Origin of the sequence: Streptomyces angustmyceticus, from assembly GCF_040701845.1 — a bacterium.
In the GTDB taxonomy this organism is placed as follows: Bacteria; Actinomycetota; Actinomycetes; order Streptomycetales; family Streptomycetaceae; genus Streptomyces; species Streptomyces angustmyceticus_A.
Genome location: NZ_JBFBHQ010000014.1, coordinates 65,859 through 88,946 on the forward strand (window position 1 = coordinate 65,859; position 23,088 = coordinate 88,946).

Consider the following 23,088-nt stretch of genomic DNA (forward strand, 5'->3'; position numbering starts at 1 on the left):
CCCACTCCCTTACCCCGGCCGAAGCTGCACTCTACCGGCCGGGGAAGGTGAAGGTCAGTGGTCTTCGGAGGTGGCGGGCGCCGCGGTGACGAGTTCGGTGAGCACTCCGTGACAATCCTTGGGGTGCAGGAAGGTGATCCGGGACCCCATCGAACCCGTCCTGGGCTCGTCGTACAGGACCCGGACGCCCTTGCCGCGGATGTCCTCGGAGTCGCCGTCCACGTCCGCGGTGCCGAAGGCGATGTGATGGACGCCCTCGCCGTTCTTGGCAAGCCACTTGCCCACCGCGGAGTCCTCGCGGGTGGGCTCCAGAAGCTGCAGGTACGAGGCGCCGCCGTCCGACGTCCCATTGATTTTGATCATGGCTTCCCGGACTCCCTGCTCCTCGTTGACCTCGGTGTGGAACACCTCGAAGCCGTACGTGGCACGGTAGAACTCGACAGTCTTGTCGAGGTCGAAACAGGCGATCCCGATGTGGTCGATTCGCGTCAGCATGGCTCCAGTGCACCCCTCGCATGGCTGGTTACGCAACGTGCGCGCGATCACACCCGCTTGCCGGTGACCCGGCGCGTACCGCTCAGTACATTGACGGGAACCCTCGTTAACTTCCCTGCAAAGGAAGGCCGCACCGCATGTCTGCAACGAACGGCACGAACGGCAGCACCTCAGTGATCGTGGCGGGAGCGCGCACCCCCATGGGGCGGCTCCTGGGATCCCTGCGGACCTTCTCCGGCGCCGACCTGGGCGCCGTCGCCATCAAGGCGGCACTGGACCGGGCGGGCATCGGCGGCGACCAGGTGCAGTACGTGATCATGGGCCAGGTGCTCCAGGCCGGGGCAGGGCAGATCCCGGCACGCCAGGCCGCCGTCAAGGCCGGCATCCCCATGAACGTCCCCGCACTGACCGTCAACAAGGTCTGCCTCTCCGGCCTCGACGCCATCGCGCTCGCCGACCAGCTCATCCGCGCGGGTGAGTTCGACGTCATCGTCGCCGGCGGCCAGGAGTCCATGACCAACGCCCCGCACCTGCTCCCGAAGTCCCGTGAGGGCTTCAAGTACGGCGCCGTCGAGATGCTCGACGCGATGGCCCACGACGGCCTCACCGACGCCTACGAGGGCATCGCGATGGGCGAGTCGACCGAGAAGCACAACACCCGTTTGGGCATCGCCCGTCCGGAGCAGGACGAGATCGCGGCGCGCTCCCACCAGCGGGCCGCCGCCGCCCAGAAGAACGGGCTCTTCGAGGCCGAGATCACCCCCGTCGAGATCCCGCAGCGCAAGGGCGAGCCGGTCGTCTTCAGCAAGGACGAGGGCATCCGGGGCGAAACCACGACGGAGTCGCTCGGCAAGCTCCGCCCCGCCTTCGCCAAGGACGGCACGATCACCGCGGGCACCTCCTCGCAGATCTCCGACGGCGCCGCCGCCGTCGTCGTCATGAGCAAGGCCAAGGCCGAGGCGCTCGGCCTCGAATGGATCGCGGAGATCGGCGCCCACGGCAATGTCGCCGGCCCCGACAACTCGCTCCAGTCCCAGCCGTCCAACGCGATCAACCACGCGCTGGGCAAGGACGGGCTGACCGTCGACGATCTTGACCTGATCGAGATCAACGAGGCGTTCGCGGCCGTCGCCGTGCAGTCGATGAAGGACCTCGGGGCGTCCCCGGAAAAGGTGAATGTCAACGGCGGCGCCATTGCGCTGGGTCACCCGATCGGGATGTCCGGAGCCCGCATCGTGCTGCACCTCGCGCTGGAGCTGCGCCGGCGGGGCGGTGGCGTGGGTGCCGCCGCGCTCTGCGGCGGCGGTGGTCAGGGCGACGCGCTGATCATCCGGGTACCGGGTAAGTAACCGAGTACCCGTACGCGCACGCGTACGGGCAGGGCCGATTCGCGGACGAGCGAACCGAAGGAGCCGAGCGGCGATGGTGGACGTCCCACAGCTGGTGGAACAGGCACGGCAGGGCCGGCCGAGGGCCGTGGCCCGGCTGATCTCCCTCGTGGAGGGGGCGTCGCCGGAGCTGCGCGAGGTGATGGCGGCCCTGGCGCCGCTCACCGGCAACGCCTATGTGGTCGGGCTGACCGGGTCGCCCGGTGTCGGGAAGTCCACCACCACCTCCGCGCTGGTGACGGCCTACCGCAAGACGGGCAAACGGGTCGGTGTGCTCGCCGTCGACCCGTCCTCGCCGTTCTCCGGCGGCGCGCTCCTCGGCGACCGCGTACGGATGAGCGAGCACGCCTCGGATCCCGGCGTGTACATCCGCTCGATGGCCACCCGGGGCCATCTGGGCGGCCTGGCCTGGGCCGCGCCCCAGGCGATCCGGGTCCTCGACGCGGCGGGCTGCGACGTGGTCCTCGTCGAGACCGTCGGCGTCGGTCAGTCCGAGGTCGAGATCGCCTCGCAGGCCGACACCAGCGTGGTGCTGCTCGCGCCCGGCATGGGCGACGGCATCCAGGCGGCCAAGGCCGGAATCCTGGAGATCGGCGACGTCTACGTCGTCAACAAGGCCGACCGGGACGGTGCCGACGCCACCGCCCGCGAGCTCAACCACATGCTGGGGCTGGGCGAATCCCGGACGCCCGGCGACTGGCGGCCGCCGATCGTCAAGACGGTCGCGCAGCGGGCCGAGGGCGTCGACGAGGTCGTCGAGGCGCTGGAGAAGCACCGGGCCTGGATGGAGGAGCGCGGCGTCCTGGCCGAGCGGCGTCGCTCCCGCGCCGCGCACGAGGTCGAGACGATCGCGGTCACGGCCCTGCGGGAACGGATCGGTGACCTGCGGGGGGACCGGCGCCTGGACGCGCTGGCGGAGCGGATCGTCTCTGGCGAGACGGATCCGTATCGGGCGGCGGATGAGTTGGTCGACGGGTTGACGAACGGGGACTGAGGGCACGTTGCGTGTCTGCGGGTGCGTTGTGGCTGGGCGCGCAGTTCCCCGCGCCCCTTTGGGGCGCCGTTGTGCCGGGCCTCAGCAGGGCTTGGCGCGTGGGGTCTTTGCCGGGTGGCTCTTGTGGGTGCCGATGGGGTTGGTGGGGGCCGGGGCGTTGCGGGTCCGGTGGTGGCCGCGGGGGCCGGAGGGGACGCACCGGCACCCTCCCCCAGCCTTCGGCCGGGAGGTGCCCCCACGGCGCGGGCGGCCCTGGTACGTGGCACAGAATCGCCCGGCGTTCGCTCCGGTCCTGCGGGCGGCTCCCGGTACATCCCCTCCGACCTACGCCCGTTGCCGACCGCGGCCCGGTGCCACCGTCCCTCACCGATCCACGCGTCGGCCCCGGCCAAGCCTCGCCCGGAGCAGGCTCGGCCGGATGACGACTCCTCGGCAGCCGGAACCGGCGCGGCTGGCCAGAGCCTTGCCAAGGGGCGGGCGTTCGGTGCCGTAAGGGTGATCGGTACGGCGGGACGGCCGCCGACGTGCGGCGGTCGGAGGGGATGTCCGGTGCCCCGCCCGCAGGACCGGAGCGGACGCCGGGCCGGTCTCTCCCACGTACCAGATGCGCCCGCGCCGAGGACGGGGTACCGGGCGTCCCCTCCGACCCACCACCCACGGCGCCTGGGCGAAACGGCCCCAGCCACCGGCAACCCGCACCAAGGCCACGCAGCGAAGCGACCCCGTGCCCGGCGCAGCTGCGGGCGACCGCGATACGTCGAAGGCCCCCGCCCACAACAGGGTGGGCGGGGGCCGGGTCAGGCGGGGGCGTGTCAGTCGTCCGCGCCGTCGTTGTCGTCGTCGTCCGAGTCATCTGCCGGAGCGGCGGTCACGTTGCCGGACTGCGGGTCGACCAGCAGCTTGTGCTCCTTGCCGTTCTTGGTGGTCGTCTCGACCTCCCAGACGGCCTTGCCGCGGTGGTCGTCGTCCAGGTCGACGGAGGTCACCGTGCCGTGCGAGGCGGCACTGCGGGCGGCGGCCGCGGCGTCGGTCCCGGCGTTCTCGGCGGCGGCGCGCTCCTGGGCGTCGTCGTCCTCGTCCTGGTCGATGTGCTGGTTCAGCACCCGCGCGTCGCCGACGTCGAGGGTGATCTCGTGCCACTTGCCGTCCTTGCCCAGCACGTCCGCTTCCCAGACCAGGCCGCGGCGGTCCGTGTCCAGGTCGAGGCCGGTCACGGTGCCGGGGACGGCCTTGAGGGCGGCGGCCGCGGCGTCCGGTGCGGTCACCTTGGCGGCCTTGGCCTCGCGGAGGTCCTCCTGGTTGTTGGTGTCGTCGTCCGACAGGCGGATGCTGGAGCGGCCGTCCTGCACCTGGGCGGTGCCCGTGGCCTGCGCACCCGCGTCGTGGGAGGTCGTCTGCGCCGGGAGCTGCCCGCCCGAGGCGGTGGGGGCGGAGCCGGCGTCGTTGCTGACCGCGACGGCGGTGACCGTGCCGCCGGCGACGAGGGCGGCCGCGGCGGCGGTGGCGATGATCAGATGGCGCTTCATGTGTGTTCTCCCCTTGCGATCGGCTGTGTCCACACACTCGCTGAACGAAGCTGAAGGGGACCTGAAGGTGCCTGAAGGGGGCTTCAGGAAAGGGATGGCATGGTGAGCGCATGCACCCGCCTGTCACCCGTCACAGTCCGCCCGGAGGCGCGCGCCGCCCGTTTCGTCTGCTGATCGTCGAGGACGAGAAGCGGCTGGCCCTGTCGCTGGCCAAGGGCCTGATGGCCGAGGGGTACGCGGTGGACGTGGTGCACGACGGGCGGGAGGGGCTGCGCCGGGCCACGGAGGACGGCTATGACCTGATCGTGCTCGACATCATGCTGCCGGGGATGAACGGCTACCGCGTGTGCGGGGCGCTGCGGGCGGCCGGCCACGAGGTGCCGGTGCTGATGCTGACGGCCAAGGACGGCGAGTACGACGAGGCCGAGGGGCTGGACACCGGGGCCGACGACTATCTGACCAAGCCGTTCTCGTATGTGGTCCTGGTGGCGCGGGTGAAGGCGCTGCTGCGCCGGCACGGCCGGAGCGCGCTGCCGGTGCTGCGGGTGGGGGCCCTGAGCATCGACCAGGGCGCGCAGCGGGTGGAGCGGGACGGCACGGAAGTGGCGCTGACGGCGAAGGAGTTCGCGGTGCTGGAGCAGCTGGCGCTGCGGGCGGGCGAGGTGGTCTCGAAGGCGGAGATCCTGGAGCACGTCTGGGACTTCGCCTACGAGGGCGACGTCAACATCATCGAGGTGTATGTGAGCGCGCTGCGGCGCAAGCTCGGTGCCGGGCACATCGTGACGGTGCGCGGTGCCGGGTACCGGCTGGTGGCGGGTGAGTAGGGTGCTGGGTTCCGTACGGGCCAGGGCGGCGGCCGGCGCGACCGCGGTGGTGGCGCTGGCGCTGATCGCGGCGGGGACGGCGGTGCTGCTGGTGCTGCGCGCCAATCTGCAGGACCAGGCGGGGCTGCAGGCCGAGGTCGCGGCGCGGGAGGTGGCCGCGCAGATCGCGACGGGCACGGCGTACGACAAGCTGGATCTGCCGGACGGTGAGGACCATCCGGTGGTGGTCGCCGGTGACGACGGGCGGGTGCTGGCGGTCGGCGAGGACGTGCGGGCCGTCGACGGGAAGCCGGTGCGCGGCGCGCAGCAGAAGCCGGGAGCGGGGAGCGTCGGGCCGGGGTCGTCGGAGGACGACGACGATGACGACGACCGGAGCGGGCTCGCGCCCGGCGAGGTCGATGACGACGTCGTGCACCGGGACGGGACGGCGGAGGTCGACGGGAAGGTGGCCGACTACCGGTTCGCGGTGGTCGAGGCCAAGGACACCCGCGGCGGGAAGGCGACGGTGCGGGCGGGGTCGGCGCTGGCGCTGGAGCAGGAGGCCGTGGGGTCGGTGCGGACGGCCATGCTGATCGGGCTGCCGCTGCTGTGTGTGGTGGTGGCGGGGGTGACCTGGCTGGTGACGCGGCGGGCGCTGCGGCCGGTGGAGGGCATCCGCGGGGAGATGGCCGCGATCACGGCGAGCACGGATCTGAGCCGCCGGGTGCCGGTGCCGTCGTCGCAGGACGAGGTCGGCCGGCTGGCGCGGACGACCAACGAGACGCTGGCGGCGCTGGAGTCGTCCGTGGAGCGGCAGCGGCGGTTCGTCGCGGACGCCTCGCACGAGCTGCGCAGCCCGATCGCGAGTCTGCGGACCCAGCTCGAAGTGGGGGTGGCGCATCCGGAGTTGCTGGATGTGCCCGGTGCGGTGGAGGACACCGTGCGGCTGCAGCGGCTTGCCGCGGACCTGCTGTTGCTGGCGCGCCTGGACGCGGGGGAGCAGCCGGCGGACGCCCGGGTCGAGCTGGCGGCGATGGTGCGCGAGGAGACCTCGCAGCGGGTCGCGGACCGGGTCCCGGTGCACGTCGGGGAGCTGGCGGGCGGGGAAGTGGCCGGGTCGCGCACGCAGTTGGCGCGGGTGCTGGGGAACCTCCTCGACAACGCGCAGCGGCATGCCGTCGCGTCCGTGCGGGTGGCTGTGGTGCGCGAGGGGGAGTGGGCCGTGCTGCGGGTCGAGGACGACGGGCCCGGGGTGCCGGAGGGCGAGCGGGAGCGGATCTTCGAGCGGTTCGTCCGGCTCGATGACGCGCGGGCGCGGGACGACGGCGGGGCCGGGCTGGGGCTGGCCATCGCGCGGGACGTGGCGGTGCGGCACGGCGGCACGCTGGGCGTGCGCACGGGGTCGGTGTTCGAGCTGCGGCTGCCGGTGGCCGGCTGATCCGGCGAGGCCCTGGCCGCCCGGCCTCGGCCCGGTCGGGGGGCCGAGGCCGGCCGGTCAGAGGCCGCCGCGCTCCTTGCGGAGGTGTGCGGCGACGGGGGCGAGGGAGGTGCGCAGCGCCTGCAGGTCCTCGGCGGCGAACAGGTCGATGAAGTGCTTGCGGACCGAGGCGACATGGTGCGGGGCGACCCGGCGCATGGTGTCCCAGCCCTCGTCGGTGAGCACGGCGTAGAGGCCACGGCGGTCCGACTCGCAGCTCTCGCGGCGCACCAGCCCGGCGTTCTCCATCCGGGTGATCTGGTGGGAGAGACGGCTCTTGGACTGCAGGGTGCTGGCTGCCAGGTCGCTCATCCGGAGCCGGCGGTCCTCGGCCTCGGAGAGGTTGACCAGGATCTCGTAGTCGTTGTTCGTCAGGCCGAACGGCTGCAGATCGCGCTCGAGTTGGTGCATCAGCAGCCTGCTGACGTCCAGGTGGGTGCGCCAGGCACACTGCTCCTGGTCGGTCAGCCAGGGGGTGTCACTGTCGGTCGTCATGGAATGATTCTACCCGTAAAAGTTGAATAATGAATTAATTGGGCGGGGGTGGCGGCCTCGGCGGCCGGGGCCGGACGTGGGTCAGACGTTCGAGGTCACCGTCCGCAGACTACCGCTCACAGCCCGAAGCGGCGTTGGAGGCTCCCGAGGTTGCCGGGGAGCTGGGGCAGTTGTGAGCCACTTTGCGGAACGTGTCCGCCCCCGCCCGGAACGCCCGCCTCGGTCGGTACCGCCCCGGTTTCCAGCTCCGGCATCAGCACCTCCGTGGACTGCAGCAGGACGGTGCCGGCGCCGACGAACTCGAACTGGTGCTCCTCGCCGGAGGCTCCGCCGATACCGGTGTGAGCCCGCAGCCCGCCCAGGAATCCCCGCAGGTACTGATGGTCGTAGTGGTGGCACGGGGAGGGGCAGTCGGCCCAGCCGACGAGCGCCTGCGGGTCCACCCGGATCGGCGGCTCCATGAAGACCACCGGGCCGTTGGAGGCGGCCACGAACTTCCCCGTCCCGATGAGGGTGAGGAAGCCCGGGACGATCGACTGCTTCAATGCGAGAGATGGCTGAAAGGCGAGCAGGTTGCCCGAGCGAATCGTGAGGTTGCCGTCCTCCAGGTCGTAGGAGTTCACATCGAAGGCGCGGTCCGCGAGCAGCATCTTTCCGCGGCCCTCGGCGACGACCCAGTCCGCGGCGTGCAGTGGCGAATGGAAACTGCCGGCGATCAGGCGGTCCAGGCGGCCGTGGCCGATGCCGTGGAAGTCGATCTGCCCGTAGTAGGCGATCATCTTCCCCTTCTGCAGGAACCACTGGCCGTTCAGATCGACGCTGAAGGCGTAGGCGTTGACGTTGTCGTCGACGGGGAGCGACGAGGCGTCGTGGACGACGGGACCGGTCACAGCTTTTCCTCCGACGCCTGTACGTAGACGGTGCCCTGGCCCGACAGCTCCAGCTGGAAGGCCTCGCCCGAGCCGCGGCCGACCATGTCGCGCCAGCCGAGCGCCGTGGACAGTTTGTTGCGGACCTCGCCGCGGTGGGCGACGTAGGCCTGCGGGTCGACATGGACCGGGCGCTGGGGCGTGATCGGCAGCTCGATGACGCCGCCGTGCGCCATCACGGCGGCCGAGCCGACGCCCTTGAGGGTGGTGGTGAACAGGCCCTGGCCGGTGACCTGGCCGCGCACCATGCCCATCACCCCGCCCTGCGAGCCCATGAACATCGTGCCCTGCTGGAGCGAGCCGTCGAAGGCCAGCAGCCGGTCGGCCTCGACGTAGAGCGTCTCGCCGGTGAGGTCGACGACGTGGACGTGATGGCCGCCGTGGCCGAACATGACGGTTCCGGTGCCCTCGACGGTCATCAGCGGGGTGGCCTCGCCGGCGATGCGGCGGCCGATCATGGAGCCGACGCCGCCCTGGCCACCCTGGATGTTCGGGGTGAAGGCGACCTCGCCGCGGTAGGCGAGCATCGCGCCGCGCTGGCTGAACATCCGCTGGCCCGGCCCGATCCTGGCCTCCACCATGCGGGAGTTGAGCACCGTGAACGGCATCAGACCTCACCTCCCACGGTGTTGCGCTCGCTGGGCTGGACGTAGACCAGGCCCTCGCCCTCGAAGCGGATCTGGAAGGCCTCGCCGGAGCCCTCCCCGAGGAAGGTGCGGAAGTTCACCCCGGACTGGAGGTGCTGCTTGAGGTCGCCGGTGTGGGCGACATAGGCGCCCGGGTCCACCTGGAGGGGGTACTGCTTGGTGACCCGCAGCACCACCGCGGGGCCGTCGGAGACGATCGCCGCCTGGCCGCTGCCCTCGACGGTGGTGGTGAACAGGCCGTTGCCCTGGGAGGCGCCGCGCAGGCCGGTGAAGGTCGTGCCCGTCCGCAGCGCGGCGTCCGTGCACAGCAGGTTGCCGGCCTCGACGTACAGCTTCTCGCCCTGCAGCCGCACCAGGTTGATCTCGCTGGCGCGGTCCGCGAAGTAGCAGGTGCCGTGGCCCTTCACCTCCATCACGGCCATCTGCTCGCCCGTGAGCCGCCGGGTGACCATGCCGCGCAGGCCCTCGCCGCCACCGGACATCTTCTTGAACGCCATCTGGCCGTCGTACGCGACCATCGCACCGTTTTTCGCCTTGACGGCGTCGCCCGTCATGTCGACGGCGAGCACCTTGCTCCCCTGGAGCCGAAACTGAGCCACGGGTCAGACGGTAGTCGGCCGCGGGCGCGCGGGGCAGGCCCTTTGGCCCTGATATCGCCCTGATATCGCCCCGAGTCCTCCCGGGCGAGGGCCGGGGCCGCCCCGCACCTCCCCCGGGCGAGGTGATCGCCGAGGCGGCTGTAACAATGGGGCGAAGTTTGTGAACTCTTGCACAAGCAGTGCTCCCGCCCGTCACCCGACCTCCACCCCCAGAAGACGGCGCTGCGCGCCGACCGCCCGCCCGTCACCCGACCTCCACCCCCAGAAGACGGCGCTGCGCGCCGACCGCCCGCCTGCCACCTGAACGAGGTTCCCGTGGACATCAAGACCGCCGCCGCCCTGCACCGACTGCGCCTGGCCTCCATCCCGGAGGCGCTGTCCTTCCCGGCGCTGCTGATCTTCGGCACCGGCTTCCGCCTGGCCTTCGACTACGACTCGCTGGTGATGCCGCTCGGCCTGATCCACGGCCTGCTCTTCATCACCTACGTGGTGTTGCTGCTGGACGTGTGGAACCGCACCAAGTGGCCCGTCAAGCGCGTCGCCTTCTTCTTCGCCCTCGCGATCGTGCCGTTCGGCGGCCTCTTCGGGGACCGGATCCTCAAGCGCGAGGAGGAGGCCGGCGTGATCGCGTCCCGCGCCCGCAAGGAAGGCGTCGTCAACGCATGATCGTCGCCTTCTCCGTGAGCCCGCTGGGCGTCGGCGAGGATGTCGGCGCGTACGTCGCCGACGCGGTCCGGGTCGTCCGCGAGTCGGGGCTGCCGCACCGTACGGACGCGATGTTCACCTCCCTCGAAGGGGAGTGGGACGAGGTCATGGACGTCGTCAAGCGCGCGGTCGCGGCGGTCGAGGCGCGCTGCGGCCGGGTCTCCCTGGTGCTCAAGGCCGACATCCGGCCCGGCGTCACCGACGGGCTGACCTCGAAGGTGGAGACCGTGGAGCGCTACCTCGCCGAGGGCGACCGCCGGGCCTGAGCGGCACCCTGTGGCCGGCCGTTCGGCCCGGCCTCAGCCGCCCGCCGCCAGGGTGATCCCCAGCGGGGTCCGCTCGTAGAGCACCTGATGTCCGTGCCGGCGCGAGGTCAGCAGACCGGCGTCGCGCAGCACGGACAGATGCACCGAGACGGAGGACGGCGCCAGGGCGAGCCGGTGGGCCAGCGCCGTCGTGGTCGACGGCGCGTCGAGGGCGGCCAGGACGGCGGCGCGGTTCGCGCCCAGCAGCCGCGCCAGCGCCGGGCCGGTCTCCGGCTCGGTCCACAGCCCGCCGATGCCGCGCGCCGGATAGAGGACGGTCGGCTGCCACGGCGGGTCGAAACCGCTGATCACGTCCGGCCACACGAACACGCTGGGCAGCAGCAGCACCCCGCGGCCGTCCAGATCCTGCATCTGGGCGAAGTCGGTACGGGTCCGGACCGTCAGGGTGTCCCCCGACCACGACAGCCGCGGGTGCAGATCGGCGAACAGCCCCTGCAGCCCGCCGTCCGCCAACTGGCGTGACCGGTAGGCGATCTCGGCCTCCAAAAGCGCCCGCAGCCGCGGCCAGTCCGGGGCGATCAGCGTCCGCCAGGCCCGCTCGGTGACCTCGGCCAGTTCGTGCACCGCACCCGCCGGATCCGCCAGCGCCGCCCGGCCGCGCGCCGACCGTGCGGCACCCGGTCTGCCCGCCAGCGACTTGGCCATCTCGGCGCGGGCCAGGTCCGGGTCGGTGGCGCGCAGCCGCGCCAGCTCCTCGTCGAAGCCGGCCACCGGGGTGCCGGGCGGGCGGCCCAGGAAGTCCGGTGTGTAGCCCGCCGGCGGCATGAAGAGCCACAGCGGGGTCAGGTCCAGGCCGGCCAGCTTCTCGCGCATCCGGCGCAGCCAGGGCGTGTGGTAGCCGTGCCGGTCGGCGCGGTGCAGGGTGCGGACCGCCTCATGGGTCTCGCACAGCGCGGAGACGGCGAACCGGATGCGGAGCAGATCGTCGGGACCGAAGTGCAGGTTCACCGGCATGGCCGTGCACGCTCCCCCCGGGCCGGGATTCGGCTGGAGCCGAAACAATACGGGGCGGAACGGGCGTCCGGCAGGCTGCGTCCATGCCCTCTTCTCCCGGGCCCGTGCCGCCGGGCCGCCCTCCCGCCTGCCCCGACGCGGGCGCCGCCACCGGAGCCGCGGCCCGCGGCGACGAGGCCTTCGTGGACGGGGCCCTCGCCGACGGGGCCCTCACCCAGGGCGGGCCCCGCGCCGACGAGGCCCGTACCGGTCGCGGCCCCCGCGCCGACGAGGCCGGCGCCGTCGGCTATCGCGCCGTCTTCGCCGTGCCCGAGTTCCGGTTCGTCTTCGCCGCGCATCTGCTGTCCGCGCTCGGCGTGGTCGTCTGCGAGATCGCGCTGTCCGTCCTCGTCTTCCGGATCTCCGGGTCGCCGCTGCTGAGCGCGCTGACCTTCGCGCTGGGTCTGCTGCCGTACGTCGTCGGCGGGACGCTGCTGTCCGCGGTCGCCGACCGGTATCCGGCCCGGCGGGTCCTGGTCTGCTGCGATGTGCTGTGTGCGCTGGCGGCGGCGGGGATGGTGGCGCCGGGCACGCCGGTCGCGGTCCTGCTGGTGCTGCGCTGTGTGCTCGCGGCCGTCGCGCCGGTCTTCGCCGGGACCCGGGCCGCGACGCTGGGGGAGATCCTCGGCGAGGGGGAGCTGTTCGTGCTGGGGCGCTCGGTGATCCGCCTGGTGAACCAGAGTGCGCAGCTCGCCGGGTTCGGGGCGGGCGGCCTGCTGCTCGCCGCGGCCACCCCGCGGGCGGTGCTCGCGATCACCGCCGGTACGTTCGTCGGCTCGGCGCTGCTGCTGCGGCTGGGGACGGCGGCGCGGCCGGCGCGCGACGGGGATCCGGATGCCCGGCGCGGGGCGCTGCTGGGGGCCTCGCTCGGCGGGGTACGGCGGCTGCTGGCCGACCGCGGGGTGCGGGCGCTGCTGTTGCTGACCTGGCTGCCGCCGGCGCTCGTGGTCGTGCCCGAGGCGCTGTTGGTCCCCTATGCCGGTCTGCTCGGCGCCGGCCCGGCGGGCATGGGGCTGCTGCTGTGCAGCATGCCGCTGGGTGCGGTGGTCGCCGAGAGCCTGGCGGGCTCGTTCCTCGGCCCGCGCGCCCGCACCCGGCTGACCTTCCCGATGGGCCTCTTCGCCGTCCTGCCGTCCCTCGGCTTCGCGGCGCAGCCCTCGTTCGGCTGGGCGGTGGTGCTGCTCGTGCTGACCGGCACCGGGATCTCGTACAACTTCGGTGTCGACCGCTGGTTCGTCGACGCGGTGCCCGAGAAGCTGCTGGGGCAGGCGATGACGGTGATGCAGGCCGGCCGGATGACGGTGATGGGCCTGGCGATGGGGCTGGCCGGTGCCGCCGCGGAGTACGCGCCGCTGCGGGTCGTGATGCCGGCTGCCGGGGTGGTGGGGGTGCTCTGTGTGCCGCTGGTGATCCGGGAGGTGCGGCGTACGGCGCCGGGCCGGCCGGCGGGGGTGGCCCGGCCGGTCGCCGGCGGGCTGCGCGGGCCGGCCGGACCCGTCGTGGATACCGAAAACTGAGACACCGCTTACCAGCATATGAGCGCCGGGTAGGGTCACAAGCGTGCCGAAGCCGCTCAGCCTTGCTTTCGATCCCATCGCGCGCGCCGACGAACTGTGGCAGCAGCGGTGGGGCGCCGTGCCCTCGATGGCCGCCATCACCTCGATCATGCGCGCCCATCAGATCCTGCTGGCCGAGGTGGACGCCGTGGTCAAGCCGTACGGGCTGACCTTCGCCCGCTACGAGGCGCTGGTGCTGCTGACCTTCTCCAAGGCCGGTGAGCTGCCGATGTCGAAGATCGGCGAGCGGCTGATGGTGCACCCGACGTCGGTGACCAACACCGTCGACCGGCTGGTGAAGTCCGGCCTCGTCGCCAAGCGGCCGAATCCGAACGACGGCCGGGGCACCCTCGCCACCATCACGGACAAGGGCCGCGAGGTGTGCGACGCGGCGACCCGCGACCTGATGGCGATGGACTTCGGGCTCGGGGCGTACGACGCCGAGGAGTGCGGGGAGATCTTCGCGCTGCTGCGGCCGCTGCGGGTGGCGGCGGCGGATTTCCGGGACACCCCCTGAGGGGTGCCGTCCGAAGCGGCGCGCCGCGGCGTGCGCAGGGGGCGGCGAAGATCGCCCCGGAACGGATGGTTACGCTCGGGGCATGAAGCGAAGCGTCCTGACCCGCTACCGGGCGATGGCCTACCTCACCGCCGTGATGCTGCTGGTCCTCTGCACGTGCATGGTTTTCAAGTACGGCTTCGGGATGGGCAAGGACCTCACCCTCGTCGTCTCGCAGATCCACGGCGTGCTCTACATCATCTACCTGGTCTTCGCCTTCGACCTGGGCTCCAAGGCCAAGTGGAAGTTCGGCAAGCTGCTGTGGGTGCTGGTCGCGGGCACCATCCCCACCGCCGCCTTCTTCGTGGAGCGCCAGGTGGTGCGGGAGGTCGAGCCGCTGATCGCCGATGACGCTCCGGAGCCGGTGAAGGCCTGACCGCTCCGGTCCGCCCCGGCGCGGTCCGACGGCACACCCGCTGACCTGCTCCTACGCGCCCGTCCCTCCGCCGGACGGGCGCGTTTGCCGTATCCGGCGCCATCACGGAGCGTGAAACCGGCGCCGCGCAGGGCGACGCATGGCCTCCTCCCGTCGACAAGTACTAGGACGTCCAAGTAAATTCGGGGGTATGGACGCTGACGCGATCGATGAGGGCCGCCGCCGCTGGCAGGCTCGGTACGACTCCGCCCGGAAGCGGGACGCGGACTTCACCACGCTCTCGGGCGACCCCGTCGAGCCGGCGTACGGGCCCCGGCCCGGGGACTCGGTCGAGGGGTTCGAGCGGATCGGCTGGCCGGGCGAGTTCCCCTTCACGCGGGGTCTGTACCCGACCGGCTACCGCGGGCGGACGTGGACGATCCGCCAGTTCGCCGGCTTCGGCAACGCCGAGCAGACCAACGAGCGCTACAAGATGATCCTCAAGGCGGGTGGCGGCGGCCTCTCGGTCGCCTTCGACATGCCCACCCTCATGGGCCGGGACTCCGACGACCCGCGCTCGCTGGGCGAGGTCGGGCACTGCGGCGTGGCCATCGACTCGGCGGCCGACATGGAGGTCCTGTTCCAGGACATCCCGCTGGGCGACGTCACGACCTCCATGACGATCAGCGGACCCGCCGTCCCGGTCTTCTGCATGTACCTGGTGGCCGCCGAACGGCAGGGGATCGACCCGGGCGTCCTGAACGGCACCCTGCAGACGGACATCTTCAAGGAGTACATCGCGCAGAAGGAGTGGCTCTTCCAGCCCGAGCCGCATCTGCGCCTGATCGGCGACCTGATGGAGCACTGCGCGCGCGGCATCCCCGCGTACAAGCCGCTCTCGGTCTCCGGCTACCACATCCGCGAGGCGGGCGCGACGGCCGCGCAGGAGCTGGCGTACACGCTCGCCGACGGCTTCGGCTATGTGGAGCTCGGCCTCTCCCGCGGCCTGGACGTCAACACCTTCGCCCCCGGCCTGTCCTTCTTCTTCGACGCGCACCTGGACTTCTTCGAGGAGATCGCCAAGTTCCGTGCCGCGCGCCGGATCTGGGCCCGCTGGATGCGGGACGAGTACGGCGCGACGAGCGAGAAGGCGCAGTGGCTGCGCTTCCACACCCAGACCGCCGGTGTCTCGCTGACCGCCCAGCAGCCGTACAACAACGTCGTACGGACCGCGGTCGAGGCCCTGGCCGCCGTGCTCGGCGGCACGAACTCGCTGCACACCAACGCGCTGGACGAGACCCTCGCGCTGCCCAGCGAGCAGGCCGCGGAGATCGCGCTGCGCACCCAGCAGGTGCTGATGGAGGAGACCGGCGTCGCCAACGTCGCCGACCCGCTGGGCGGTTCGTGGTTCATCGAGTCGCTGACCGACCGGATCGAGGCGGACGCCGAGAAGATCTTCGAGCAGATCAAGGAGCGCGGCCGGCGGGCGGTCCCGAACGGCGAGCACCCCATCGGCCCGATCACCTCCGGCATCCTGCGCGGCATCGAGGACGGCTGGTTCACCGGCGAGATCGCCGAATCCGCCTTCCGCTACCAGCAGGCCCTGGAGAAGGGCGACAAGAAGGTCGTCGGCGTCAACTGCCACCACGGCTCGGTCACCGGCGACCTGGAGATCCTGCGGGTCAGCCACGAGGTCGAGCGCGAGCAGGTGCGGGTGCTCGCGGCCCGCAAGGAGGCCCGTGACGACGCCCGGGTCCAGGCCTCGCTGAAGGCGATGCTGGAAGCCGCCCGGGACGGCGGCAACATGATCGAGCCGATGCTGGAGGCCGTACGCGCCGAGGCCACCCTCGGCGAGATCTGCGGTGCGCTGCGCGACGAGTGGGGTGTCTACACGGAGCCGGCCGGGTTCTGACCCTGCTCAAACGGGCGGGGCCGTCGCGCTGACGGCCCCGCCCTCCCCGCGTCTCAGCTGCCGGAAGTGAGGGCGTAGCCGCGGACCGGAGGCCTGGCCGGCGGGAGGAGCGGCGCCGGCTCAGCCGGACAGGGTGGACGCGAGCACAGGACTGAGGGCCATGCCGACGAGGGCCACTGCCGCGATGGTGATCACGACCGGGCGGGTCGCCGTGCCCTTGGTCGTACGCCAGGTTTCCTTCAGGGTCATGCCGTTCTTGTCGAAGCGCGTGATGAACCAGAAGAGCACAAAGGCGTCAATGAGAAGCGCCACGAAGCCGATAAGGAACTTCGTCATGGCCTCGCGGGGGTTGTTCAGCAAGATGGAAGCGCTGGTCCGCTGGGTCGAGAATTGATGCCCCTTGGGGTACGCCTTCTCAAGATTACTCATATCGGAATTGTCGTCGATCGCGATCTTGTTGTCGGTCGGGCGGAATATCCCGGTGCAGGTGTAGCTGTGTGAGGTTGAACCGGTGACGTGCCCCTTCTTGCCGGAAGTGCTGTGATGGGTGACGAGATGGCACTCCCTGACCGTGAACGTTCCATGTGTGCCCACAACGCCCGTCTGGGTCAGCCCCAACCAGAGGGAAAGGCAACTCACCGCCATCAGCATCACGATGGAGAGCAAGTGGAGGAACCGGCCCCACAGTCTCTTCACTTCGGCTACGCGTCCAGACTGGGACATGGCGGATATTTCCTTTTCTATTCGCTTCGGGGAGTCGGGGAAACCGCTGTTGGGGTTTCCGTCGCGGAACGGGTGACGCGCCGAATATGGAGATGATCTTCACTTCTCTCCCACTTGGCGGCCGCGGCCATCAGATACCGTACGCCATCGGACTTATGCAATCCTTGCGAGATCCGTACGCATTCTTGTCAACTCGCGTGAACGCAGATCAAGGGGGACCCGTGGCAGGCGCCGGGTACGACGTGGATCCAGCCGTCCTCAAGGCGCAGGGCGGTGCCTTCAAGGACATTGGTTCCGATTTCAGCGCCGCCGCCAAGAAGTTGGCGGCCACGCTCAAAGAGGCCGAGGACTGGGGCGACGACGATCTCATCAAGTATTTTATGGACGTCTACTCGCCGGTGAGTGCCGGTCTCGTCGAGTCGATGCCCACCCTCGGTGAAGGTCTCTCCACGATCGGGGGAAAGCTGGAGGCGACGGGTGAGCATTACGCCACCACCGAGCGGGATCAGCACGATCACCTTGCCAAGTACGCGGCGAGCCGCCCCAAATTTGCGAATTGACGTCGATTCAACTCGTTAACACCCCCACATACACCCCATTGAACAACGAAAATACGCTTCCCGGGGGAGTGAGTCATAGTGGCCACCATCATGCTTCCTGTCGAGGTCGACTGGGTCCTCGATCTACTGGGCTTCCAATGGCCCAATATCGACGAGGACAAGATGCGCGACGCGGCCGAGGCCTGGAGCGGTTTCGCTGTCTCTGTGCGTGCGGCCCAGCGGCAGGGAGAGGGGGCTACCCAAGCGGTGCGCGGCGCCAACTCCGGTGAGGCGATCGAGGCATTCGAGAATAAATGGAAGAAGTTCTCCGGAGGCGGTTTTCTCGATGAGTCCGCCGAGGCCGCCGAGGCGCTCGCCATCGTGCTCCAGATCGTGGCCGCGATCATCATGGTGATGAAGCTCGCGGTGATCGCCCAGCTCATCGCGCTGGCCTTCGAGTTCGCGGCGGCCCAGGCTGCCGCGCCGGTCACACTGGGGGCCTCCGAGGCCGGGGCGGCCGCCGCCACGGCGACGACCAGGGTCATGGTCCGCCAGATCATCAGCAAGGCGAAGGACCAGATCATCCAGGCCATCAAGGATGCCGTCGCCCAGAAGGTGAAGCGGTCGGGCAGGGAGATCGCGATCGATCTGGCCAAGGAACTCGGCATCGACGCCGGCAAGAAGCTCGCCGGGAACCTTGCCACGCAGGGGATCAAGGGCCACTTCGGGGCGCAGAAGGGGTTCGACTTCGGGGCTGCGGGTGAGGCCGTGACCAAGCCCTTTGTCGACAAGGGGGTAGAGGTCGTCGACGGCGCCAAGGGCGTGGGCGAGGTCGGCCAGGGGCTCGGCAAGATGGCGACGGGCGATGTCGGCGGGGGCCTCACGCAGGCCTACGAGGGGGAGCAGAAGGCCGCCAAGGTCGCCAAGACCGTTTACGGCGCCACCTACAAGGACCCGGAGCCGGCCGCCTCGGGTGACGGCACGTCGTCGGAGGGCGGCGACGGCTCCGAGGGCGGTTCCGGTTCCTCGTCGTCCTCGTCTTCGTCCGAAGGCGGGTCCGACAGCTCGTCCGGGGACGGGTCCCAAGGCTCGTCCAGCAGCGGCTCCGGCGGCTCCTCCGAAGGCAGTTCCGGCGGCTCGTCCTCCTCCGGCGGCGGCTCCGACGGCTCGAACTCGTCGTCCGCCGCGTCCGGGGGCCCAGCTGCCAGGTCCCGCGCCGAGAGCAACACCAACACCGACAACGACGGCGGCCAGGACGAGGCCGCACGCGTCCGCAACGCCTTCGGCTGACGCAGACCCGTACCGTCCGACAGGAGCCCTGCCCCATGACCGGCAACAACGCCTTCACCAACCCCGGCGACCGCGAATACCCCATCGACGAGAGGGACCTCTCCGAGGAGCAGAACGAGCACCTCACCTCCGCCCTGCGCGCCGTGCGCGACAACGCCGACGCGCCCTCCGAACTCCAGGACGTGGCCCGCAAGATGCTCGGCGGCCGCCTGGAGCTCAGGGACGCCCTCGACGACCCGTCAGGGTTCCGGGCCCTCACCGACGGCATTTCGGGGATGCGGGAGAGCTGGCGTTCGATGTCGCCGCAGGACCGGCAGGCGGTCCGCGCGAAGGTCGAGGAGAAGGCTGAGGAAGCGGAGGCCGAGGGGGTCGGCGCCACGTACCGGCCTCGTGAAGTGTGACGGCGTCCCCGTTACGCCGCCGCGGCCGGCAGCCGCAGCCGGAACAGTGCGCCGCCGCCCGGGGCCCGCTCGGCGGTGAGTTCGGCGCCGTGGGCGCGGGCGATCTGTCGCGCCATGGCCAGGCCCAGGCCGGAGCCGGGCAGGGCGCGGGCCGCCTCGGCGCGGTAGAAGCGGTCGAAGACATGGGGGAGGTCGTCCTCGGCGATGCCGGGGCCGTGGTCGCGGACCGTCAGGTCCAACACGCCGTCGACGAGGGTCAGTTCGGTCTCCACGGGGCCGCCCGGCGGGGAGAACTTCGCGGCGTTGTCGAGGAGGTTGGACAGCAGCCGGGACAGGCGGGCCGGCACTCCGGGGAGGGTGCGGTCGGCCGCGGACGGGTCGACGGCGGTGGTGAAGGCGAGCTCCGGCCAGTGCTCGCGGGCCGCGCCCACCGCGTGCTCCAGGAGGGCGGCCGGGCGCACCTGCTCCACCAGGGGCTGCGGCTCCTCGTCGCGGGCCAGCTCGATCAGGTCGTTGACGAGGGTGGTGACCTCGCGCAGCTGGCGGCCCAGCGCGGCCGAGGCGCGGTCGCGCTGGGCGTCGGTCAGGCGGTCGGCGCGGGCCAGGAGTTCGGCGTTGGTGCGCAGCGCGGTCAGCGGGGTGCGCAGTTCGTGGGAGGCGTCGGCGACCAGGCGGCGCTGTGCGGTGACGGACTGTTCGAGCTCGCCGAGCATGGTGTTGAAGCTGGTGGCCAGCCGGGTGATCTCGTCCTCCCGGGCGAGGGGGCCCGGGGGGAGGTCGATGCGGTGCCGGGCGTCGCGGGTGGCGGCGATGCGTTCCGCGGTGGCGGTGAGCCGGGCGACCGGGGCCAGGCCCGTGCGGGACACCCAGTAGCCGAGCGCGGCGGCCAGCAGGACGCCGGCGCCGCCGACCACGGACAGCGCCCAGGCGGCCTGCTCCACGCTCCGGTCGACGGAGTCGGAGCGCAGGGCGACCTGCACCGCCTCGTCCTTGCCGGTCACGCGCGAGGTGAACATCCGCACCGGCTGCCCGGCGACGGTCAGCTCGGTGTAGAACGCCGCGCGCCGGCCGGCCGCGACCTGCCGGGTGGCGTCGGAGACGGGCAGCCCATAGGGCTTGCGCGGATCCTTGGCGGGGTCGGCGGGCACGATCTGGAAGCAGGACGAGGCCGGGTACTGGCAGAGGGTGTCGCTCGGCGTCGGGCCCCAGTCCCGGCGCTCGCGCATGATCTCGGTGGACGTCAGGGCCAGGTTGCGGTCGAGCTGGCGGGTCATCTGGTAGTCGATGAGGACGAACGCGGCCGCGCAGACGCCGATCGCCACCAGTGCCACCGCGGCGGAGGCCGCCAGTGCCAGCCGGGCGCGGAGCGGCCGGCGGCGGCGCCAGCGGGCCCCCAGGCCGCGGGTGCCGGTCATGCGCCCTCCGCGTGGTCCAGGCGGTACCCCACCCCGTGCACGGTGTGGACGAGCCGGGGCTCGCCGCCGGCTTCCAGTTTGCGGCGCAGGTAACCGACGTAGACGGCCAGGGAGTTGGAGTCGGGGCCGAAGTCGCGGCCCCAGACGCGCTCCAGGATCATCTCGCGCGGCAGCACCTGGCCGGGGTGCAGCAGCAGCAGTTCCAGCAACGCCCACTCGGTGCGGCTGAACTCCAGCGGCCGGCCCGCCCGGTGGCCGGTGCGGGTCACGGGGTCGACGACCAGGTCGCCGAAGGAGAGCCGGGTGTCCTCGGCGGTCGTGGTCGAGGCCCGGCGCAGCAGGGCCCGCACCCGGGCCACCAACTCGTCCAGGGCGAACGGTTTGACGAGGTAGTCGTCGGCGCCGGCGTCGAGCCCGTCCACCCGTTCGCTGACCGAGTCCAGTGCGGTCAGGACGAGGATCGGGGTGCGGTCGTCCAGGGCGCGCAGCCGGCGGCAGACGGCCAGGCCGTCCAGGACGGGCATCATCACGTCCAGGACGAGGGCGTCCGGCTGCCAGCCGGCGACCTCCGAGAGGGCGGCCAGGCCGTCGGCGGCGCCCCGTACCGTGTAGCCCTCCACGGCGAGGCCGTCCTCCACGGCGGCGCGTACCTCCGGTTCGTCGTCGACGACGAGGATCTTGGGGGCTGGGGTGTTCCCGGGCGTGGGCGGCATGGACATAGGCTGCCAAACACCTCTCTTAGAAGCTTCTTAGGGCGTATCGCGAGCGTGGCGGCCATGCGCACACCACTCTCTGTCGTGATCGGTGCGGGCGGCACCGGCGGACACATCTATCCCGGCCTCGCTCTCGCCGACGCGCTCCGCCGGGCGGTGCCCGATGCGGTGATCTCCTTCGTCGGGACCGAACGCGGCCTGGAGACACGGCTGATCCCCCGGGCCGGGTACCGGCTGCACACCGTCGACATGATCCCCTTCGACCCCTCGCTCGGCGCCCGACGCTATCTGCTGCCGGCCGCGCTGCTGCGCTCGGGTGCCCAGTGCCGGACGATCCTCAAGGAGCAAAAAGCCCAGGTCGCGGTCGGTATGGGCGGCTATCCGAGCGCCCCGGTGATCGTCGGGGCACGACTGGCCGGGCTGCCGAGCCTGGTCCATGAGTCCAACGCGGTGCCGGGCCGGGCCAACAAGTTCGCGGCCCGGCTCACCCCGCACATCGCCCTCGCCTTCGACCGCAGCCGCGCGCACCTGGCGGGCGGGGAGCGGGCGGAGACGGTGGGGATGCCGCTGGTGGGCCCGCTGGCCGAGCTGGACCGGGCGGGGCTGCGGCCGGCCGCCCGCCGGGCCCTGGGGGTGCCGGACGGGGCGCGGCTGCTGCTGGTCAACGGCGGGAGCCTGGGGGCGGCCCGGCTGACCGAGGCGGCCGTGGGCCTGGCCGGCCGCCACCGGTCGCGCACCGACCTGCGGCTGCTGATCAAGACCGGGCCCGCGGCCCTGGAGGAGACGAAGGCCCTGCTGGCGGCGAACGGCGGGGACGCGGTCGCCGAGGCCGTGCCGTACCTGGACCGGATGGACCTGGCGTACGCCGCCGCCGATCTGGTGGTGTGCCGGGCCGGTTCGGCGACCGTCGCCGAGCTGGCCACCATCGGGATGCCGGCCGTGCTGGTGCCGTATCCGCACGCGCCGGGCGATCACCAGACCCATAACGCGCGGGTGCTCTCCGACGCCGGGGCGGCGCTGCTGCTGCCCGATCCGCAGGCCTCGGCCGAGCGGCTGGACGCCCTGGTCACCCCGCTTCTCGACGACCCCGACCGGCTCGCCGCGATGGCCGCGGCGGCCGACCCGGGAACCCATGCGCGGGCCGCCGGCCTGCTGGCCGACAAGGTGCTGGCGCTGGCCGGCCACCCGTCCGTCGGCCACCACCTCACGATGAAGGAGTCAGCATGAGCAGCAGCACGCAAGCGTGGACGGGCCGCCGGGTCCTGGTCACCGGGGCCGAGGGGTTCATCGGCTCGACCCTGGTCGACATGCTGGTGGCGGCCGGCGCCGAGGTGCGCGCGTTCGTCCATTACAAGCCGTACGCCGAAAAGGGAAATCTGGCGCGCCATCTCGGGCCGGGCGCCGAGGTCGAGATGGTCGCGGGGGACGTCCGCGACGCGGGCCGGGTGATGGACGCCGTCGCGGGCTGCGACACGGTCTTCCATCTGGCCGCGCTGATCGGGATTCCGTACAGCTACGACGCGCCGGGCGCGTATGTGCAGACGAACGTCGTGGGCACGGAGAACGTCGCGGAGGCCTGCCGCCGGCACGCGGTGCGGCGCCTGGTGCACACGTCCACCAGTGAGGTCTACGGGACCGCGCTGACCGCGCCGATCGGCGAGGACCACCCGCTGCAGCCGCAGTCGCCGTACTCCGCCTCGAAGATCGGCGCGGACATGATGGCGCTGTCGCACCGGCACGCCTTCGAGCTGCCGGTGACGGTGGTGCGGCCGTTCAACACCTACGGACCCCGGCAGTCCGCGCGCGCCGTGATCCCCACGATCCTGGCCCAACTCCACTCCGGCGCCCGGCAGATCAAGCTGGGCTCGCTCACCCCGACCCGCGACTTCACCTACGTCACGGACACCGCGGCCGGGTTCCTGGCGCTGGCCGACTGCGACCGGGCACTGGGCGAGGTCGTCAACCTCGGCAGCGGGCGGGAGATCGCCATCGGGGCGCTCGCCGAGGCGCTGATAGCGGCCTCCGGCCGGGACGCCGAGGTGGTGGTGGACACCGCGCGGCTGCGGCCCGCGGGCAGCGAGGTCGAGCGGCTGCTGTCGGACAACTCCCGGGCGCGCGAATGGGCTTCGTGGGAGCCGGAGGTCTCGCTGGAGCAGGGGCTGCGGCGGACCTCGCAGTGGGTGGCGCAGAACCTCCGCCTGTTCGCCGCGGACCGCTACCAGGTCTGATCCGTCGCCGCGGCGGGGCATTT

The 23,088-nt window shown here is 71.7% G+C and carries 25 protein-coding genes; 15 read left to right on the forward strand and 10 right to left on the reverse strand.

Translation table 11 applies throughout. The features are described from left to right. Positions 1–54: 54 nt before the first annotated feature. Positions 55–495 carry a methylmalonyl-CoA epimerase gene (mce, locus tag AB0411_RS25380; protein WP_366419575.1) on the reverse strand — a complete coding sequence of 147 codons (441 nt, stop codon included), beginning with the start codon at positions 493–495 and terminating at the stop codon, positions 55–57. A gap of 173 nt (positions 496–668) precedes the next feature. On the opposite strand from mce, the gene AB0411_RS25385 reads away from it, so the two are divergent. Both AB0411_RS25385 and meaB read left to right on the forward strand, forming a co-directional pair. After that, entirely contained in the window at positions 669–1,844 is a 1,176-nt protein-coding gene (locus AB0411_RS25385; RefSeq protein WP_366419638.1) for an acetyl-CoA C-acetyltransferase, read from the forward strand. Between the two features lie 73 nt (positions 1,845–1,917). After that, the gene (gene meaB, locus AB0411_RS25390; protein ID WP_366419576.1) at positions 1,918–2,877 is read left to right on the forward strand and encodes a methylmalonyl Co-A mutase-associated GTPase MeaB; all 960 of its coding nucleotides are present in this window, start codon (positions 1,918–1,920) and stop codon (positions 2,875–2,877) included. 812 nt (positions 2,878–3,689) lie between these two features. Here meaB and AB0411_RS25395 read toward each other — a convergent pair. Then, positions 3,690–4,403: a PepSY domain-containing protein gene (locus AB0411_RS25395; RefSeq protein ID WP_366419577.1), complete on the reverse strand. Its 714-nt coding sequence runs from the start codon at positions 4,401–4,403 to the stop codon at positions 3,690–3,692. Between the two features lie 110 nt (positions 4,404–4,513). Between AB0411_RS25395 and AB0411_RS25400 the strand changes: the two genes are divergently transcribed. Then, the gene (locus AB0411_RS25400) at positions 4,514–5,227 is read left to right on the forward strand and encodes a response regulator transcription factor (protein WP_366419578.1); all 714 of its coding nucleotides are present in this window, start codon (positions 4,514–4,516) and stop codon (positions 5,225–5,227) included. Next, positions 5,220–6,644, forward strand: a complete 1,425-nt coding sequence (locus AB0411_RS25405; protein ID WP_366419579.1) for a sensor histidine kinase — start codon at positions 5,220–5,222, stop codon at positions 6,642–6,644. The genes AB0411_RS25400 and AB0411_RS25405 overlap by 8 nt, the downstream gene beginning before the upstream one ends. A gap of 57 nt (positions 6,645–6,701) precedes the next feature. Here the strand turns inward: AB0411_RS25405 and AB0411_RS25410 are convergent, their stop codons facing one another. The 4 genes from AB0411_RS25410 to AB0411_RS25425 form a co-directional block, all read right to left on the reverse strand. Continuing rightward, positions 6,702–7,178: a MarR family winged helix-turn-helix transcriptional regulator gene (locus tag AB0411_RS25410; RefSeq protein WP_086716911.1), complete on the reverse strand. Its 477-nt coding sequence runs from the start codon at positions 7,176–7,178 to the stop codon at positions 6,702–6,704. A gap of 116 nt (positions 7,179–7,294) precedes the next feature. Continuing rightward, positions 7,295–8,068, reverse strand: a complete 774-nt coding sequence (locus AB0411_RS25415) for an AIM24 family protein (protein WP_366419580.1) — start codon at positions 8,066–8,068, stop codon at positions 7,295–7,297. Continuing rightward, the gene (locus AB0411_RS25420; RefSeq protein WP_366419581.1) at positions 8,065–8,715 is read right to left on the reverse strand and encodes an AIM24 family protein; all 651 of its coding nucleotides are present in this window, start codon (positions 8,713–8,715) and stop codon (positions 8,065–8,067) included. The genes AB0411_RS25415 and AB0411_RS25420 overlap by 4 nt, the downstream gene beginning before the upstream one ends. Then, positions 8,715–9,353: an AIM24 family protein gene (locus tag AB0411_RS25425; protein ID WP_366419582.1), complete on the reverse strand. Its 639-nt coding sequence runs from the start codon at positions 9,351–9,353 to the stop codon at positions 8,715–8,717. The genes AB0411_RS25420 and AB0411_RS25425 overlap by 1 nt, the downstream gene beginning before the upstream one ends. A 315-nt stretch (positions 9,354–9,668) precedes the next feature. On the opposite strand from AB0411_RS25425, the gene AB0411_RS25430 reads away from it, so the two are divergent. Together AB0411_RS25430 and AB0411_RS25435 are read left to right on the forward strand one after the other, a co-directional pair. Further along, positions 9,669–10,019, forward strand: coding sequence for a DUF3817 domain-containing protein (locus tag AB0411_RS25430; protein ID WP_366419583.1), 351 nt, complete (start codon positions 9,669–9,671; stop codon positions 10,017–10,019). Next, entirely contained in the window at positions 10,016–10,324 is a 309-nt protein-coding gene (locus AB0411_RS25435; protein ID WP_086716906.1) for an MTH1187 family thiamine-binding protein, read from the forward strand. The genes AB0411_RS25430 and AB0411_RS25435 overlap by 4 nt, the downstream gene beginning before the upstream one ends. 33 nt (positions 10,325–10,357) lie before the next feature. Here AB0411_RS25435 and AB0411_RS25440 read toward each other — a convergent pair whose 3' ends face one another. Then, a complete protein-coding gene (locus AB0411_RS25440) occupies positions 10,358–11,338 on the reverse strand; it encodes an ArsR/SmtB family transcription factor (protein WP_366419584.1) in 981 nt (326 codons plus the stop codon). Positions 11,339–11,421: 83 nt separating this feature from the next. On the opposite strand from AB0411_RS25440, the gene AB0411_RS25445 reads away from it, so the two are divergent. The 4 genes from AB0411_RS25445 (at position 11,422) to AB0411_RS25460 (ending at position 15,756) form a co-directional block, all read left to right on the forward strand. Beyond that, positions 11,422–12,894, forward strand: coding sequence for an MFS transporter (locus AB0411_RS25445; RefSeq protein WP_366419585.1), 1,473 nt, complete (start codon positions 11,422–11,424; stop codon positions 12,892–12,894). Between the two features lie 43 nt (positions 12,895–12,937). Further along, on the forward strand, positions 12,938–13,450 hold the full coding sequence (locus AB0411_RS25450) for a MarR family winged helix-turn-helix transcriptional regulator (protein WP_366419586.1): 513 nt from the start codon (positions 12,938–12,940) through the stop codon (positions 13,448–13,450). Positions 13,451–13,532: 82 nt separating this feature from the next. Then, a complete protein-coding gene (locus AB0411_RS25455; RefSeq protein WP_366419587.1) occupies positions 13,533–13,865 on the forward strand; it encodes a DUF3817 domain-containing protein in 333 nt (110 codons plus the stop codon). A 190-nt stretch (positions 13,866–14,055) separates the two neighbouring features. Continuing rightward, positions 14,056–15,756 carry an acyl-CoA mutase large subunit family protein gene (locus AB0411_RS25460; RefSeq protein ID WP_366419588.1) on the forward strand — a complete coding sequence of 567 codons (1,701 nt, stop codon included), beginning with the start codon at positions 14,056–14,058 and terminating at the stop codon, positions 15,754–15,756. Positions 15,757–15,876: 120 nt separating this feature from the next. On the opposite strand, the gene AB0411_RS25465 is transcribed toward AB0411_RS25460, so the two are convergent. Beyond that, the gene (locus AB0411_RS25465; RefSeq protein ID WP_366419589.1) at positions 15,877–16,479 is read right to left on the reverse strand and encodes a hypothetical protein; all 603 of its coding nucleotides are present in this window, start codon (positions 16,477–16,479) and stop codon (positions 15,877–15,879) included. 221 nt (positions 16,480–16,700) lie between these two features. On the opposite strand from AB0411_RS25465, the gene AB0411_RS25470 reads away from it, so the two are divergent. From AB0411_RS25470 to AB0411_RS25480, 3 genes are all read left to right on the forward strand, one after another. Continuing rightward, on the forward strand, positions 16,701–17,039 hold the full coding sequence (locus AB0411_RS25470; protein WP_366419590.1) for a hypothetical protein: 339 nt from the start codon (positions 16,701–16,703) through the stop codon (positions 17,037–17,039). A gap of 90 nt (positions 17,040–17,129) precedes the next feature. Further along, positions 17,130–18,308 (forward strand): hypothetical protein, encoded by a 1,179-nt coding sequence (locus tag AB0411_RS25475; RefSeq protein ID WP_366419591.1) that lies wholly within the window; start codon positions 17,130–17,132, stop codon positions 18,306–18,308. Between the two features lie 35 nt (positions 18,309–18,343). Continuing rightward, the gene (locus tag AB0411_RS25480; protein ID WP_366419592.1) at positions 18,344–18,709 is read left to right on the forward strand and encodes a hypothetical protein; all 366 of its coding nucleotides are present in this window, start codon (positions 18,344–18,346) and stop codon (positions 18,707–18,709) included. 11 nt (positions 18,710–18,720) lie between these two features. Here AB0411_RS25480 and AB0411_RS25485 read toward each other — a convergent pair whose 3' ends face one another. Together AB0411_RS25485 and AB0411_RS25490 are read right to left on the reverse strand one after the other, a co-directional pair. Continuing rightward, complete coding sequence (locus AB0411_RS25485) at positions 18,721–20,124, reverse strand: sensor histidine kinase (RefSeq protein ID WP_366419593.1); 1,404 nt, start codon at positions 20,122–20,124, stop codon at positions 18,721–18,723. After that, the gene (locus AB0411_RS25490) at positions 20,121–20,843 is read right to left on the reverse strand and encodes a response regulator transcription factor (RefSeq protein ID WP_366419594.1); all 723 of its coding nucleotides are present in this window, start codon (positions 20,841–20,843) and stop codon (positions 20,121–20,123) included. The genes AB0411_RS25485 and AB0411_RS25490 overlap by 4 nt, the downstream gene beginning before the upstream one ends. 57 nt (positions 20,844–20,900) lie before the next feature. On the opposite strand from AB0411_RS25490, the gene AB0411_RS25495 reads away from it, so the two are divergent. Both AB0411_RS25495 and AB0411_RS25500 read left to right on the forward strand, forming a co-directional pair. Then, positions 20,901–22,064, forward strand: a complete 1,164-nt coding sequence (locus AB0411_RS25495; RefSeq protein WP_366419595.1) for a UDP-N-acetylglucosamine--N-acetylmuramyl-(pentapeptide) pyrophosphoryl-undecaprenol N-acetylglucosamine transferase — start codon at positions 20,901–20,903, stop codon at positions 22,062–22,064. Beyond that, positions 22,061–23,065, forward strand: a complete 1,005-nt coding sequence (locus AB0411_RS25500) for an SDR family NAD(P)-dependent oxidoreductase (protein WP_366419596.1) — start codon at positions 22,061–22,063, stop codon at positions 23,063–23,065. The genes AB0411_RS25495 and AB0411_RS25500 overlap by 4 nt, the downstream gene beginning before the upstream one ends. Positions 23,066–23,088: the final 23 nt, after the last annotated feature.